A 14,339-nucleotide genomic window follows, 5' to 3' on the forward strand; every position below is an offset into this window, starting at 1 on the left:
CGGTGATTCGATTTAACGAAAAGGCGAGACCATGAATACAGAAATTCTTCTTGGTGTAGTCATGTTCACCGTTATCGTTCTGGCCCTGGTCGCAATAATCCTTGCGGCCCGTTCCAGACTGGTAAGCACCGGTGATGTGACTATTGAGATTAATGATGATCCCGAGCATACGGTGAAGACCGAGGCCGGTGGCAAACTTCTGGGTACCCTGGCGAACAACGGGATTTTTCTGTCTTCCGCCTGTGGCGGCGGTGGAACCTGCGCCCAGTGCAAATGCAAGGTGTTTGACGGCGGTGGCTCCATGCTGCCTACGGAAAAGACTCACTTCACCAACCGTGAAGAAAAGGAAGGCTGGCGCCTGAGCTGTCAGGTTCCCGTGAAGCAGGACATGAAGGTAGAGGTGCCGGAAGAGTTCTTCGGTGTGAAGAAGTGGGAGTGCGAGGTGGTTTCCAACCACAACGTGGCCACCTTCATCAAAGAGCTGATTCTGAAACTTCCCGAAGGCGAGGAAGTCGACTTCCGCGCTGGCGGTTATGTTCAGCTTGAGTGTCCTCCCTATGAAATCGCGTTCAAGGATTTCAACATTGAGGAAGATTTCCAGGGCGACTGGAACAAGCTCGATATCTGGCGCTACAAGGCCATTAACAAGGAAGAGACGATTCGCGCCTATTCCATGGCCAACTATCCGGAAGAGAAGGGTGTTCTGAAGTTCAATATCCGGATTGCAACGCCGCCGCCGGGAACCGACCATCCGCCGGGCATCATGTCCAGCTATGTGTTCAACCTTAAACCGGGCGACAAGGTTACCGTTATGGGGCCGTTCGGTGAGTTTTTCGCGAAGAAAACCGACGCGGAAATGGTGTTTATCGGTGGTGGTGCCGGCATGGCACCCATGCGTTCGCACATCTTTGACCAGCTCAAGCGCCTGAACAGTCAGCGTAAGATCAGCTTCTGGTATGGCGCCCGTAGTGTTCGCGAAATGTTCTACGTAGAAGATTTCGACATGCTGCAGGAAGAGAACGACAACTTCGAATGGCATGTTGCTCTGTCCGATGCCTTGCCAGAGGACAACTGGAAAGGCCCAACCGGATTCATTCATAACGTTCTGTATGAGAACTATCTGAAGGACCATCCGGCTCCCGAGGACTGTGAGTATTACATGTGTGGGCCGCCCATCATGAACGCATCCTGCATCAAGATGCTGAAGGATCTGGGCGTTGAGGACGAGAACATCATGCTGGACGATTTCGGGGGTTAACCAACTCGCATGACATCCGGTATGACACGACCCGTCAGGGCGGTAGTGGCCGGCGCCTTTTTGGCGCTGGCATTTGCCGCGCTGGCGGGTTGTTCGTTTGAGTCAGAGCAGAAAGTCTGGGAAATCTCCGGCCCGGTTTTCGGGACCCGGTATCACATCAATGTGGTGATGGAAGACGATCAGGCCCGGCTTGAAAGCCTGGCCAGCGGCATTGAGAAGGTTCTGGAGGAGGTTGATGCCTCCATGTCCACCTGGCGCCCGGATTCCGAGCTTTCCCGGTTTAACAGCCTTACTGATCAAAGTGAATGGACAGAGATCTCCCCCGCTCTATACAAGGTGCTGGAGCGGGCACGGGAGATTTCCCTACTGACCGATGGCGCGTTCGATATAACCGTTGGGCCTGTGGTCAACCTCTGGGGATTTGGACCTGAAGCCCGTCCGGAAAAAGTGCCTGGCGACGAGAAACTTGCCTCGGTACTGGACGCGATTGGCTATCAAAAGATCGAGTTAAAGGATCAGCCGCCTTCACTGCGGGCAGATCCCCGGCAGTATGTGGACCTGTCGGCCATCGCAAAGGGCTATGGGGTGGATGCGGTCGCGAGCTTTCTCGCCGAGGAGGGTATATCGGCCTATCTGGTTGAAATCGGTGGGGAAGTCAGCGTCAAGGGTCGCAAACCTGATGGCGACTTCTGGCGACTTGCTATTGAACGGCCGGTTTCCGGGCAGCGCCAGGTTGACCGGGTGGTTGCGATCGGTAATCGTGCAATGGCAACCTCTGGGGACTATCGTAACTATTACGAATCGGGCGGGGAGCGTTTCTCCCATACAATAGACCCGAAAGATGGCAGGCCAATTGATCACAACCTGGCATCGGTGACAGTGGTGGCAAATGACTGTATGACCGCCGATGCTCTGGCAACTGCGTTCAACGTGATGGGGCCAGAGAAGGCAAAAGCATTGGCAGTACGAGAAAACATTGCTGCCTATTTCATTGTTCGAGGAGAAGACGGCTTTGAAACGGATTTCACACCGGCTTTTTCTTCGTTCCTGACTCAATAAAGGAGAGGCCTTATGGGGACTTTTCTACTGGTTTTGATGATTGTTTTGCTGCTGGTAGCGGCCATGTCGGTCGGGGTCCTGATGGGACGCAAACCGATCAGTGGCACCTGTGGGGGTATTGGCGCCATGGGTATCAGCAAAAGCTGCGATATATGCGGGGGTAATCCCCAGAAGTGTGATGAGGAAAACGAGCGCGCTTCCACAGACGGGCAGTCCGCAGAAGAACTTACCTACGATGCATCAAAGTCCGGCAAGGGCTGATCCACTGACCGGGCAAAGATAAGGAGTCATTGCGCAATGGCAGAGCACCATTACGACGTTGTCGTTATTGGCGCAGGGCCTTCAGGAGAAGGCGCTGCAATGAACGCGACCAAACACGGCAAGCGGGTTGCCATTATTGAAGACAAGCCGACAGTCGGTGGTAATTGCACGCATTGGGGTACCATCCCCTCGAAAGCCTTGCGTCACTCCGTCAAGCAGATCATCACCTTCAACACCAACCAGATGTTCCGGGATATCGGCGAGCCTCGCTGGTTTTCGTTCCCGAGAGTGCTGCAGAACGCCCAGAAGGTTATTGGCAAACAGGTGAAGCTGCGCACCCAGTTCTATGCCCGTAACCGGGTGGATCTGATCAACGGCCGAGCCAGTTTTCTGGATGCCAACCGCCTGGAGATCCGCGGCAACAAGTCCCACGAAATACTCCATTTCAAGCAGGCGGTCATCGCAACGGGCTCAAGGCCGTATCTGCCGCCGGATGTGGATTTCCGTCATCATCGTATCTACAACTCCGACACCATCCTGAATCTTTCCCACACGCCGCGGACTCTGATCATTTACGGTGCCGGTGTCATCGGTTCTGAATACGCATCAATTTTTGCGGGCCTGGGTGTGAAGGTGGATCTGATCAACCCGGGTAGCCGCCTGCTGACGTTCCTGGACGATGAGATTTCTGATGCTTTGAGTTACCACCTGCGCAACAACGGCGTGCTGGTCAGACATAACGAAGAATATGAGTCCGTGGATGGCGATGACCATGGTGTCGTGCTGTCGCTCAAGTCCGGCAAGAAAATCCGGGCAGACGCCTTTCTCTGGTGTAATGGCCGTAGTGGTAATACCGAGAAACTGGGCCTGGACAATATTGGCCTGACGCCCAATGGCCGGGGTCAGTTGGCCGTCGATGACCACTATCGCACGGAAGTGGAGCATATCTATGCCGCCGGCGATGTCATTGGCTGGCCGAGCCTTGCAAGCGCCGCCTATGATCAGGGGCGTTCAGCGTCTTCCGACATTGTTAAGGACGAATACTTCCGGCTGGTGTCGGATGTGCCCACAGGCATCTACACGCTTCCGGAAATCAGTTCCGTCGGTCATACCGAGCGTGAGCTGACCGAGGCCAAGGTTCCCTATGAAGTCGGCCAGGCCTTCTTTAAGGACCTGGCCCGGGCGCAGATTACCGGCGACCCGGTGGGGATGCTGAAGATCCTGTTCCACCGTGAATCCCGTCAGTTGCTGGGCATTCACTGCTTTGGTGATCAGGCGGCGGAAATCGTTCACATCGGCCAGGCCATCATGAATCAGGAAGGGGAAGCCAATTCCCTGAACTATTTCATCAACACCACCTTCAACTACCCCACCATGGCAGAGGCCTACCGCGTCGCAGCCCTGAATGGGCTCAACCGGATCTTCTGATCAGCTAGCGGGGGAGGGCTCACGGCTGGCATTGTTTGCCAGCTGGAGCCGGTTACGGGCGCGGTTGTCAAAGAACATCCGTGTGCTGGTGGGGAAGTCGGTGATGATGCTGTCAACGCCCATGCCCTCCAGACTCAACATATCGTGAATCCGGTTGACGGTCCAGGTAGACACCTTCATGTCTCTGCGATGGGCGTCTTCCACCATAGCCTGGGTACAGATTCGCCAGTTCAGGCACAGATAATCGCAGTGCAGCCTGGCCGCCGCATTGACCGGGCGCGGAAACTTCTTGTCTGATACCAGGCCAATGGCGACCTTGCGGTCACGCCGCCTGACTTCCCGCAGAAACCAGCTATCCGAGGAAGTGACCACCACGCGACTATAGAGACTGCGCCTCTGTATGATCTCGATGATGCGGTTGCACAGGATGTTCAGACGCTGGCGACCGTCTTTTTTTACCTCAAGCTGAACATGCTCCAGGTCCGGGAACTCGTCCAGAAAGGTTTCAAGCGCCGGAACGCCGGCTTTTCGCGGCCAGGCCGTGGTGTTGCGGCGGGCATCCATCTCCGCAAGCTCGGCCGCTGTGAAGTCGTGTACATCGCCCGTTTGCCAGGTGGTACGGTCGACACTCAGGTCGTGGATAATCACCGGTTTGCCGTCCTTTGACAGCACCAGGTCCAGCTCGAAATGGTTTATGCCCTGGCGGTAGGCGTGCCTGAACCCGGCCAGTGTGTTCTCCGGCGCTTCACCCTTGGCGCCACGGTGTCCGTACACGATCATTCTGACTGCGCATCCTTCATTCGGCGGTAAATCTGTTGGCGTTTTTTCCAGGTGTCGTGGCAGAGGCGGATGTCCTCCAGGTAGGCTGGCAGTTCTTCCATCAGCAGCGCCTGTGGACCGTCCACCAGAGCTTTCTCGGGCCGGGGATGGAAGTCGGCCAGAACCATGTTGGCGCCGGCGATGACCCCTTGGGCTGTCGCGTGCATGACATCCAGCACGCCGTCAGGCGCCTTTTCACGGCTGCCCACCGAGTGGGAAGGGTCGACACAGACCGGCATGCGTGTCAGCCGTTTGACGGCGGGCACGTGGGCAAAATCCACCATGTTGCGATGAGGCTGCCCGGCTTCTGTCTTCATGCCCCGCAGGCAGAAGATGACGTTGGCGTTGCCTTCGCTGGCTAGGTATTCCGCCGCATTGAGGGATTCATTCAGGGTGATGCCAAACCCCCGCTTCAGCAGAACCGGGTAGGTGGTCTGGCGCCCGATGGCCTTCAGCAATTCGAAGTTCTGGGTGTTGCGGGTGCCGACCTGAAGCATCACACCGGTTGGACGGCCCAGCATTTCCAGGCATTCGTCGATTTCCTCGATATGGCTTTCATGGGTGATCTCCATGGCAATCACCTTGATGCCATGCTTGCCGGCTTTCTCGAATACCCAGGGCAGGCAGCCCTTGCCATGCCCCTGGAATGAATAGGGGTTGGTGCGGGGTTTGTAGGCGCCCATGCGGGTGCAGACTTCGCCGTGCTGCTCCAGCGCCTGCATCATCTGTTCAACGTGTTCGGGTACGTCTACCGCGCAGAGCCCGGCAAAGACATTCAGGTTGTTCTGATCAAAGGTCACGCCATTGTAGGTAAAACCGCTCTGGCGGCGATCGTCCTTGTGGCGACCCAGTATCCGGTAGTCATCGGAGATGCGGATGGCCCGCTCGACCGCCGGGAGGGCCTCGATTTCTTCCTTGTTCAGGCCTTTGGTGTCGCCCAGCAGGTAGACTTCGGTCAGTCGCTGACGCTCGCCCTGAACTTCGTGAACCCGTACGGAGACCCCCGGCAGATTCTCCAGGAAGTGCATGGTCTGTCGATAGGCTTCACTTTCAGTGGAGGTATCCGGGTGAAGTATGGCTAGCATGGTTTCTCCTCAGGCTTGCGAAGGCTCAGTTCTGGCCTTCGGCGCGATGACGGGCCTGCATGTATTCACGGTGGTTGAGGTGAAGCAGGTCCGCCATGCGGCGGATCAGATGTTCCTCGTACTTGTCGATGCGACCGTCGGCAAAGGCCACACGCCAGATACTCTCCAGCAGCGCCTGTTTCTCCAGTTGATCCAGGTGTTCATTGATCAGGCCGGTGAATTCGTAAAGCGAGGTGGAGTCGTCCGCTTGCGCCAAGGCGTCTGACAGAATTTCCTCGGCTTCTTCCCGGGTCACTTCCTGGCTGCGCACGGCAAAGTCAACGATAGTTCGTAACTCGGATTGGTCCTCGTCATTGTCCACCCGGGACAGCTGCACCATCAGGGCCGTCGCGGCGACGGTAAGCTGGTGCGCGTCGGGTTTGACCGGTTCATTGTTGTCGGGCGCAAAGAACTGTTTTAGGCGTTCAATCATGGTGCTGTGCGTGCTCCTGTGATCTGGCTCAGGGCTCGGGTATATCAGGCGGCGTCTGACAGTCGCCTGACCCGGTTCTCCAGCTCAATCTGGTCGTTGGTAAAGCGGCGGATGCCGTCTGCGAGTTTTTCCGTGGCCATGGCGTCTTCGTTGGACTCCCAGCGGAACAGTTTCTCGTCGATCCGGCCCGGTCGGTCGCTGCTTCTGGCGGTGTCCGGGGAAAGCTGGCGGGCCAGGTTGCCGGAATCGCCGTCAAGCTCTTCAAGCAGGGCCGGGCTGATGGTCAGTCGGTCGCAGCCTGCCAGCATCTCGATTTCACCGGTGTTACGGAAACTGGCGCCCATGACCACGGTCTTATACCCGTTCGTCTTGTAGTAGTTGTAGATGCGGGACACTGACAGCACACCGGGATCTTCGCTAGCCGCGAAGCTGTCGCGGCCCGAGGCTGCCAGATGCCAGTCCAGAATCCGCCCCACAAAGGGAGAAATCAGAAAGGCGCCGGCATCCGCACAGGCGGCTGCCTGAATGAAGGAGAACAGCAGCGTGAGGTTGCAGTTAATGCCCTCGCGTTGCAGTTGTTCTGCCGCCCGGATGCCTTCCCAGGTAGAGGCAATCTTGATCAGTACACGGCTGGTGTCCATGCCGAGGCTGTCGTAAAGCTCAATCAGGCGGCGGGCCCGCGCCAGGGTTGCGTCGGTATCGAATGACAGGCGGGCATCCACTTCCGTGGAAACGACGCCCGGAACACGCCCCAGAATCTCACGACCGGCCAGCACCGCCAGCATGTCAGTGGCGTAGGTCAGTTGTTCGGCGTCTGAACCGCCCCGTTTCCGAGCGGCGGCAACGGCCTCACCCAGCATGGGCCGGTAGGCCTCTGAAGCGGCCGCTTTGAGCAGCAACGACGGGTTGGTGGTGGCGTCCTGGGGTTTCCACTGGGCAATGGCATCCAGGTCGCCGGTATCGGCCACCACGGTGGTCATGCTTTTCAGTTGTTCAAGCTTGCTGGTCATTCGTCCTGTCATCCCGATAGGTTTGTTATTTCGGCCCGTCCTGCAGGCGCGTGGTCTATACGCCTACAATAACGGGCTGATAACAAGGGAACAAGACGGACAAAGGTGTCAGGCGGGGATTGGCGCCGTTGTTTCCGGTTCCGGAACTCTGGCCATGGCCGCTTCGATCACCTCAATACCAGAACCCGGCCGGTGGGCATTTTCACTGATGTAGCGCCGGAACTGGCGTCCGCCGGGCTGGCCGTGAAAAAGGCCCATGAGGTGACGGGTGATATGGCTAAGATAGACCCCGCGATCCAGCTCTTCCTGAATAAATGGTAATACCCGTCGCAGGGCATTGTGACGGGTGTCGACCGGGGAAGGCTGGCCGAAAAACTCCGTGTCCACCGCCGCCAGTAGCCAGGGGTTATGATAAGCCTCGCGACCCAGCATTACGCCATCCGTGTGTTGCAGATGCCGGTGACACTCATCAAAGGTCTTGATGCCGCCATTAATGATGATTTCCAGATGCGGATAGCGGGCTTTCAGATCGTAGACCCAGTCATACTTCAACGGTGGGATGTCCCGGTTCTCCTTCGGGCTCAGGCCTTCAAGAACCGCAATGCGGGCATGAACAATAAAGGTCCGGCAGCCAGCAGCCGAGACTTTATCAATGAATTCGCAAAGATCTTCCCAGGATTCGTGCCCGTTGATGCCGATCCGGTGTTTGACGGTGACCGGCAGACGGGTAGCAGCGATCATCGCTGATACGCCCTCCGCGACCCGATCCGGATGCTCCATCAGGCAGGCACCGATCATGTTGTTCTGCACCCGATCGCTGGGGCAGCCCACGTTCAGGTTCACCTCGTTGAAGCCGAACTGTTCCGCCAGCGTCGCGCAATGGGCAAGCTCCTCCGGATTGCTGCCGCCAAGCTGCAATGCCAGCGGGTACTCTTCCGGATTGTGCCGCAGGAAGCGGGCCGTATCGCCATGAATCAGCGCGCCGGTGGTTACCATCTCGGTATAGAGGAGGGCATGGCGGCTGAGCAGTCTGGCGAGGTAACGATAGTGCGTGGTGGTCCAGTCCATCATCGGCGCGACGCAGAAGCGCCGTGAAGGGCCGAAGTGCTCAGTAGTCGCGTCCTGTGAAGGTGTTGCTGGCATTGCGTTTACCTGATCGTCTTAATCGCTTTTACCGCGAACTGCTACGTTTTGATTCGTGCCATAGTTTAACAGTGTTGGCACAACGATTTCCGTAGGGCTTTGGCGAAAGGGCTGATCCATTTCCCGTCGCAACTCCTCGCAGACCGGAAAACGGGAGTGATCAAAGACGTCCGGGTAAAGTTACAGGTGCAGATTCTCTGCCTTTGACTTCAACTGAAAGGTAAGGTCGCGCCCGGTAACGAAAGGTCTGATTTGAACTTTTCCCGAGGTGGTAGATACTCCTAGTCTCCAAAAGGCGGTTACGGGGTGATTGTGAAGGACACTATTTTTATCACTGGTGCGGGTGCCGGCATTGGTCGGGAGACAGCCCTGCTGTTTGCGTCGCGGGGCTGGTTTGTGGGTGCTGCGGATGTCGACGCAGCGGCGCTGACTGCGCTTCGGGATCAGGTAGGGGATGACTCCTGCAGCATCCACGTAATGGACGTTGTGGATGAAGTGTCGGTCAGTCAGGGGCTTGCCGACTTTGCCAAAAGGACGGACGGTCAGCTGCGGTTGCTGCATAACAACGCCGGGATTCTGAAAGTCGGGCGTTTCGAGGAGATCGACATGGCCGCACACCGGGCCATCGTGGAAATCAACGTCATCGGTGTGATGAACGCTCTGCACGCCGCCTTCCCGTATCTGAAGGCCACCCCGGGCGCCCAGGTCATCAACATGAGCTCTGCGTCCGCTGCTTTCGGGATTCCGGATTTCGCCTCCTATTCCGCCAGCAAGCATGCGGTTCGGGCGATGACGGAATCCCTGAGTATCGAATGGGAGCCCCATGGTATTCAGGTGGGGGATCTGATGCCGCCCTTTGTGAACACTGCCATGGTGCAGGCCAATGCGGGGCAATCCGCCCTGTTTGGCAATATGGGTGTCAATCTTGGGCCCAGGGAAGTCGCCGCTGCGGTATGGGACCAGTCGCAGCAACCACGTCTGCACCGACCGCTTTCCGCCCAGTTCAGAATGTTGTGGCCGCTCACCAAGGCCGCGCCATCGGCATTGACAAGGTTGGTCATTAAGCGGCTATGGAAATGATTGCCCAGGCTTTGGTGCCGGTTTTTGTCCTGATTCTGATTGGCTACCTGTTCAGGCGCCTGCAGTTTCCCGGTGACAGCTTTTGGCTTCAGGCCGAGCGTTTTTCCTATTACGTGCTGTTTCCGGCCATGCTGATCTTCAAACTGGGGCAGGCCCGGGTGCCGGTCTCCGCCTATAGCGACGTCTTCCTGTTGGTGCTGGCGATGCTTGGCGTAATGACCGTGGCGCTGCTTATTGCCCAGTGGTTTTTCCGCTGGCCGGGGGCGGTGTTTTCGTCAGTTTACCAGGGTGGGATACGCTTCAATTCATTTGTCGCCATTGCCACGGCGGGCATGCTGCTGGGTGACGATGGTTTGTCCACCATGGCGATCATCATCGCGGTGAAAATCCCACTGATCAATCTGCTGTGCATTCTGATGTTTTCCCTGGCCGTCGGGCAGGATGGGGCGAACTCTATGCGCTGGCGACCGGTCGCCTACGCCATCATCACCAACCCGCTGATTATCGGTTCGGTTGTGGGCGCACTGTGGGGCTACTTCCGCATTGGTTTTCATCCGCTGCTGGCGGGTGTGCTCTCGCCCCTGAGTGATCTCGCATTGCCGTTGGGCCTGATGACGGTGGGCGCTGGCCTGCAACTGAAAGCGTTGCGAGGTACGTCGCTCCCGTTTCTGGTGGCGTCGTCACTGAAGCTGGCCGGTTTCCCGCTGATGACCGCCGGGCTGGTGCTGGCGATGGGCCTGGACGGAACCATCGCCCAGGCCAGTATTCTGCTGGCAACCCTGCCCACGGCAACCTCTTCGTATATTCTAGCGCGTCAGTTGGGAGGGGATGCGCCGTTGATGGCTGGGATTGTCAGCGGTCAGACCCTGTTTGCCATAATCTCGATACCGCTGTTCCTGGCTCTACTCTGGTAGTTTTGGCAGGGCTGCCATCACAGGCACTTCGCAACCGCGTTCGCCAGAGATTGCTGGAAGGCCAGATAGCCATCTTGATCGGCTTTGATATCTGTCGCCAGGGGATCCCAGTCGCTGAACGTTACCTTCAGATCCCCGATGATTGGCCTCCAGCTTTCTTTGTTGGCGGTCCGTTCGGTTAACAGGCAGGGGCGGTCGGCGGATTCTAGCTGTTTCTGCAGATTGGCCAGGTGTCGGGCACCGGCAGAGACTTCGGATCCGGGGTTCAGAACACCGGCCAGCGTCAGGTCGTAGTGCTGCGCAAAATGAGTGAACGCATTGTGGTAGGTAAACAGGGAAATGGCACTGGCCGGCTCCAGTTGGCTGCGTATCTCGGATTCCGTCCGGGCGAGGGCTTTTTCGAACCGGGCAAGGTTAGCATCCAGCGTGGCGTCGTCGGACGTGTTCAGGGATTTCAATACCGAGTGAATATCGCGGGCCATTTCCAGAGCCAGAGCGGGATCTAGCCAGATATGCGGATCGGAATCTTCGTCATGACCATGATGGTGATGTCCGTGTGCATCACCATGGTCCTCTTCCGCTTCCCCATCGCCCAGGGCATGGGCGCGGGACCGGAAATCGTCGCCATTCAGCATGCGGCCTAGAAAGGTTTCCATGTCCGGCCCCACCCAGAATATGGCCTCGGCGTCCTGGAGAGCACGACGCTGAGAGGGCTTCATGGAGTAGTTGTGGGGGTTGTCGCCGGGGCCGACCAGTGTAGTTACGGTGGTATCGGGGGTGGCGATAGCCCGAACCAGTAATTCCAGGGGCTTGAGGGAAACCACCACCTGTGTGTTGGCGCTCAGGGAAAGTGGCAAAATAATGAGGGCCAGAGCCAGGACTCGCAAGGCCAGGCGGTGGAATAGTTGGCGGATCATCTCGTGGGCTCCTGAAAAATGTAACGTTATAATATAACAATATTGATCAATCGAAAAGTAAAAGGCGGCAAACTGCCTGGTCATCATGCGAATCTGGTCTGTGATCGTTATAATGCAACGCTTTCAACGCAAGGCCTGTTTCAGGCAGAAATCATCAGGATGCTTTCATGACTGTACGTACCCGAATCGCGCCGTCACCAACCGGTGACCCTCACGTTGGCACCGCCTTCGTCGCGCTGTTTAACCTGTGTTTTGCCCGCCAGCATGGTGGTCAGTTCATTCTGCGAATCGAAGATACGGACCAGGCTCGCAGTACCGACGAGTCGGAAAAGGACATTCTGGGGGCACTGCGCTGGCTCGGTCTTGAATGGGATGAAGGCCCTGATGTGGGTGGCCCCTACGGTCCCTATCGGCAGTCAGAGCGCAAGGATTCCTACCGCCAGTATGCGGAAGACCTGGTCACCAATGGCCACGCATTTTACTGTTTCCGCACACCGGACGAGCTGGAAGCCATTCGCGAAGAGCGCAAGGCGCAGGGTATGAACCCTGGCATCAAGGGGGATCTGGAGCTGCCGCCAGAGGAAGTGAACCGTCGGCTTGAAGCCGGTGAGCCCCACGTGATCCGCATGAAAGTGCCGGAACACGGCGTGTGCGAGATCGACGACATGCTGCGTGGCACCATCGAAATCGACTGGGCCCAGGTTGACTGCCAGATCCTGCTGAAATCCGATGGCATGCCCACTTACCATCTTGCCAACGTGGTGGATGACCACGAGATGAAGATCACCCATGTGTTACGTGGGGAAGAGTGGATCAATTCCGCTCCCAAGCACCAGCTGCTGTACAAGTATTTTGGCTGGGACATGCCGGTGCTTTGCCATCTGCCGCTGCTGCGTAATCCGGACAAGAGCAAGCTGTCCAAACGCAAGAACCCAACCAGCATCAATTTCTACGAGCGCATGGGTTTTCTGCCGGAAGCGGTCACCAACTATCTGGGCCGTATGGGTTGGTCGATGCCTGACGAGCGAGAGAAGTTCACACTTACTGAGATGATCGACAATTTTGATATCCAGCGTGTGTCCCTCGGTGGTCCGGTCTTTGATGTGGAGAAGCTTCGCTGGCTGAACGGTCAGTGGATCCGCGATGAGCTGACCGAAGACCAATTCATCCAGCGCATGCGCCAGTGGTGGTTTAACGAGCAGGCATTGAAAGGGTTGGTGCCCCACATCAAGGGCCGCGCTGAAGTGTTCAGCGACGTGGCCCCTATGGCGTCGTTCATGTTCTCCGGCATGCTGGATCTGCGCCCCGAGGACTTTGCCCACAACAAGTTGGACGAAGGGCAGGTCAGGCGGGTGTTGCAATTCACCCTCTGGAAGCTGGAGGCGCAGCGTCACTGGAGCAAGGAAAACATCTTTGCGGACATCAAGGCCCTGGCGAAAGCCATGGACCTGAAGATGGGGGACTTCATGTTCTCAATTTTTGTCGCCATTGCCGGAACGCCCAATTCCTGGTCGGTGATGGATTCCATGGCGATCATCGGCCCGGACATGACCCGCTCCCGTTTACGCCATGCACTTGAAGTGATGGGAAGTTTCTCGAAAAAGGAGACCAAGCGGGTTGAAAAAGAGTATGCGTCCCTGCTGGCTGAATAATCCGAAAAAAAGCCGGGAAAAAGGTTGACCCCCCCGGGGTCGATCCTTAATATACGCATCCGTTGAGGGGCCATAGCTCAGCTGGGAGAGCGCAACACTGGCAGTGTTGAGGTCGGCGGTTCGATCCCGCCTGGCTCCACCAAGTTTTAGTCCCCTTCGTCTAGTGGCCTAGGACTCCGCCCTTTCACGGCGGCAACACCGGTTCGAACCCGGTAGGGGACGCCACATTTGCCCTTGTGGCAGCGGTCAGTCGGTCTAGTCCACCGGCCGGCCATCAAAAAAACCGCCTTCGGGCGGTTTTTTTGTGTCTTGACGGTTTGTCTGTCTGCTAACGCTGGGCCATGGAACCCTTGCCGACGCCCTCGTAGGCTTTTACCAGAATCGAGTCCGCGGGAAACTCCGCTTTCAGCTGGTCGGCAATGTGGGCCGCGATAAGTTCCACCGTGGTATCCGAATCCAGCATATAAACCCGGGATTCGGGAAGCGTCAGTGAAAACTCGCCTTGTTCCGCCTCGTACTCAAAGCTGATATAGGCTGTGCCATCCACGGCTACCCAGCGGTGGGTGACGTCTTCTTCTGTGCCCACATAGATGTCCTCCCAGCGTTTCGCCCAGCGGCGCTCAAGGTCCTGGTCTCGCTGACCGTTGCGGTCGATCCTGATGGGGGAACGATGGCCATGGGCGATGCGCTGGCAGTTGCCGAGATGCTTTTTCAGGCCGTGCACATAATGGTAATAAGCACCCTCAATCACATCTTCCCGTAAGCGGATATCAATATCGGTAACGTTGCCGGGCAGCACAGCGCGAAGTTCCTGCCGGAGCAGATCCGATACAACGGAAGGCAGCACCCGTTCAGAGGACAGCCAGACAACGGCCTCATCCGGCGAACGGTGTGTAATTGTTGTGCCGTCATCCAGCGCCCAAGTGAAGCTCTGCGGATTGTTTTCATCCCACTGCAGGCCTTTGTAGCCTCTGGGGATAACCAGGCGGTGATCGACCCGCTCGTCAATCACGCGCTTGATGGTGCGTTTGACGTTGCTGAAATCAAACACCATGCCCTGGTCGTCCAGTTCTCCACCCAGAACAACGTCCACGATCCAGCTTTCACCCACCAGACCCCGGGCGGGATGCAGGTAGGCGAAATCGATCACTGTGAGGTTGTCTACAAAAAGGTGGTTCATTGAGAAGTCCAGCGAGGTGGGTTGTATGTTGGGCGGATTCTAGCAAAAATCTGTGCTTCCC

The 14,339-nt window shown here is 57.2% G+C and carries 14 protein-coding genes and 2 tRNA genes; 9 read left to right on the plus strand and 7 right to left on the minus strand.

Annotation, left to right across the window (positions count from 1 at the left end; translation table 11 throughout):
• Positions 1–31: 31 nt before the first annotated feature.
• The 4 genes from nqrF to sthA are packed head-to-tail and all read left to right on the plus strand — an operon-like array spanning position 32 to position 4,006.
• On the plus strand, positions 32–1,258 hold the full coding sequence (gene nqrF / locus FPL19_RS12545) for an NADH:ubiquinone reductase (Na(+)-transporting) subunit F (protein WP_150912901.1): 1,227 nt from the start codon (positions 32–34) through the stop codon (positions 1,256–1,258).
• A 9-nt stretch (positions 1,259–1,267) separates the two neighbouring features.
• Positions 1,268–2,317, plus strand: a complete 1,050-nt coding sequence (locus tag FPL19_RS12550) for an FAD:protein FMN transferase (protein WP_150912902.1) — start codon at positions 1,268–1,270, stop codon at positions 2,315–2,317.
• Between the two features lie 12 nt (positions 2,318–2,329).
• The gene (gene nqrM / locus FPL19_RS12555) at positions 2,330–2,578 is read left to right on the plus strand and encodes a (Na+)-NQR maturation NqrM (RefSeq protein WP_150912903.1); all 249 of its coding nucleotides are present in this window, start codon (positions 2,330–2,332) and stop codon (positions 2,576–2,578) included.
• A gap of 36 nt (positions 2,579–2,614) precedes the next feature.
• Positions 2,615–4,006: a Si-specific NAD(P)(+) transhydrogenase gene (sthA, locus tag FPL19_RS12560; protein ID WP_150912904.1), complete on the plus strand. Its 1,392-nt coding sequence runs from the start codon at positions 2,615–2,617 to the stop codon at positions 4,004–4,006.
• Here the strand turns inward: sthA and FPL19_RS12565 are convergent, their stop codons facing one another.
• The 5 genes from FPL19_RS12565 to dusA form a co-directional block, all read right to left on the minus strand.
• Positions 4,007–4,786, minus strand: a complete 780-nt coding sequence (locus FPL19_RS12565) for a glycerophosphodiester phosphodiesterase (RefSeq protein WP_150912905.1) — start codon at positions 4,784–4,786, stop codon at positions 4,007–4,009.
• Complete coding sequence (locus tag FPL19_RS12570) at positions 4,783–5,910, minus strand: 3-deoxy-7-phosphoheptulonate synthase (protein ID WP_150912906.1); 1,128 nt, start codon at positions 5,908–5,910, stop codon at positions 4,783–4,785. Before FPL19_RS12570 ends, FPL19_RS12565 begins: the two co-directional genes overlap by 4 nt.
• Positions 5,911–5,935: 25 nt before the next feature.
• Complete coding sequence (locus FPL19_RS12575; RefSeq protein ID WP_150912907.1) at positions 5,936–6,382, minus strand: tellurite resistance TerB family protein; 447 nt, start codon at positions 6,380–6,382, stop codon at positions 5,936–5,938.
• A gap of 44 nt (positions 6,383–6,426) precedes the next feature.
• Positions 6,427–7,392, minus strand: a complete 966-nt coding sequence (gene tal / locus FPL19_RS12580; RefSeq protein ID WP_150912908.1) for a transaldolase — start codon at positions 7,390–7,392, stop codon at positions 6,427–6,429.
• Positions 7,393–7,500: 108 nt separating this feature from the next.
• Entirely contained in the window at positions 7,501–8,535 is a 1,035-nt protein-coding gene (gene dusA, locus FPL19_RS12585) for a tRNA dihydrouridine(20/20a) synthase DusA (RefSeq protein WP_150912909.1), read from the minus strand.
• Between the two features lie 312 nt (positions 8,536–8,847).
• Here dusA and FPL19_RS12590 point away from each other — a divergent pair, with 312 nt between their 5' ends.
• Complete coding sequence (locus tag FPL19_RS12590) at positions 8,848–9,615, plus strand: SDR family oxidoreductase (RefSeq protein WP_150912910.1); 768 nt, start codon at positions 8,848–8,850, stop codon at positions 9,613–9,615.
• Positions 9,606–10,529 (plus strand): AEC family transporter, encoded by a 924-nt coding sequence (locus FPL19_RS12595; protein ID WP_150912911.1) that lies wholly within the window; start codon positions 9,606–9,608, stop codon positions 10,527–10,529. The genes FPL19_RS12590 and FPL19_RS12595 overlap by 10 nt, the downstream gene beginning before the upstream one ends.
• A gap of 17 nt (positions 10,530–10,546) precedes the next feature.
• On the opposite strand, the gene FPL19_RS12600 is transcribed toward FPL19_RS12595, so the two are convergent.
• Positions 10,547–11,446, minus strand: coding sequence for a metal ABC transporter solute-binding protein, Zn/Mn family (locus FPL19_RS12600; RefSeq protein WP_150912912.1), 900 nt, complete (start codon positions 11,444–11,446; stop codon positions 10,547–10,549).
• 167 nt (positions 11,447–11,613) lie between these two features.
• Here FPL19_RS12600 and gltX point away from each other — a divergent pair, with 167 nt between their 5' ends.
• From gltX to FPL19_RS12615, 3 genes are all read left to right on the plus strand, one after another.
• Entirely contained in the window at positions 11,614–13,098 is a 1,485-nt protein-coding gene (gene gltX, locus FPL19_RS12605) for a glutamate--tRNA ligase (RefSeq protein WP_150912913.1), read from the plus strand.
• A gap of 66 nt (positions 13,099–13,164) precedes the next feature.
• Positions 13,165–13,240 (plus strand) — tRNA-Ala (locus FPL19_RS12610).
• Positions 13,241–13,247: 7 nt separating this feature from the next.
• Positions 13,248–13,323, plus strand: a tRNA-Glu gene (locus tag FPL19_RS12615).
• 103 nt (positions 13,324–13,426) lie between these two features.
• Here FPL19_RS12615 and FPL19_RS12620 read toward each other — a convergent pair.
• A complete protein-coding gene (locus tag FPL19_RS12620; protein WP_150912914.1) occupies positions 13,427–14,278 on the minus strand; it encodes a 6-pyruvoyl trahydropterin synthase family protein in 852 nt (283 codons plus the stop codon).
• Positions 14,279–14,339: the final 61 nt, after the last annotated feature.

Origin of the sequence: Marinobacter halotolerans, assembly GCF_008795985.1 — a bacterium.
Classification (GTDB): Bacteria; Pseudomonadota; Gammaproteobacteria; order Pseudomonadales; family Oleiphilaceae; genus Marinobacter; species Marinobacter halotolerans.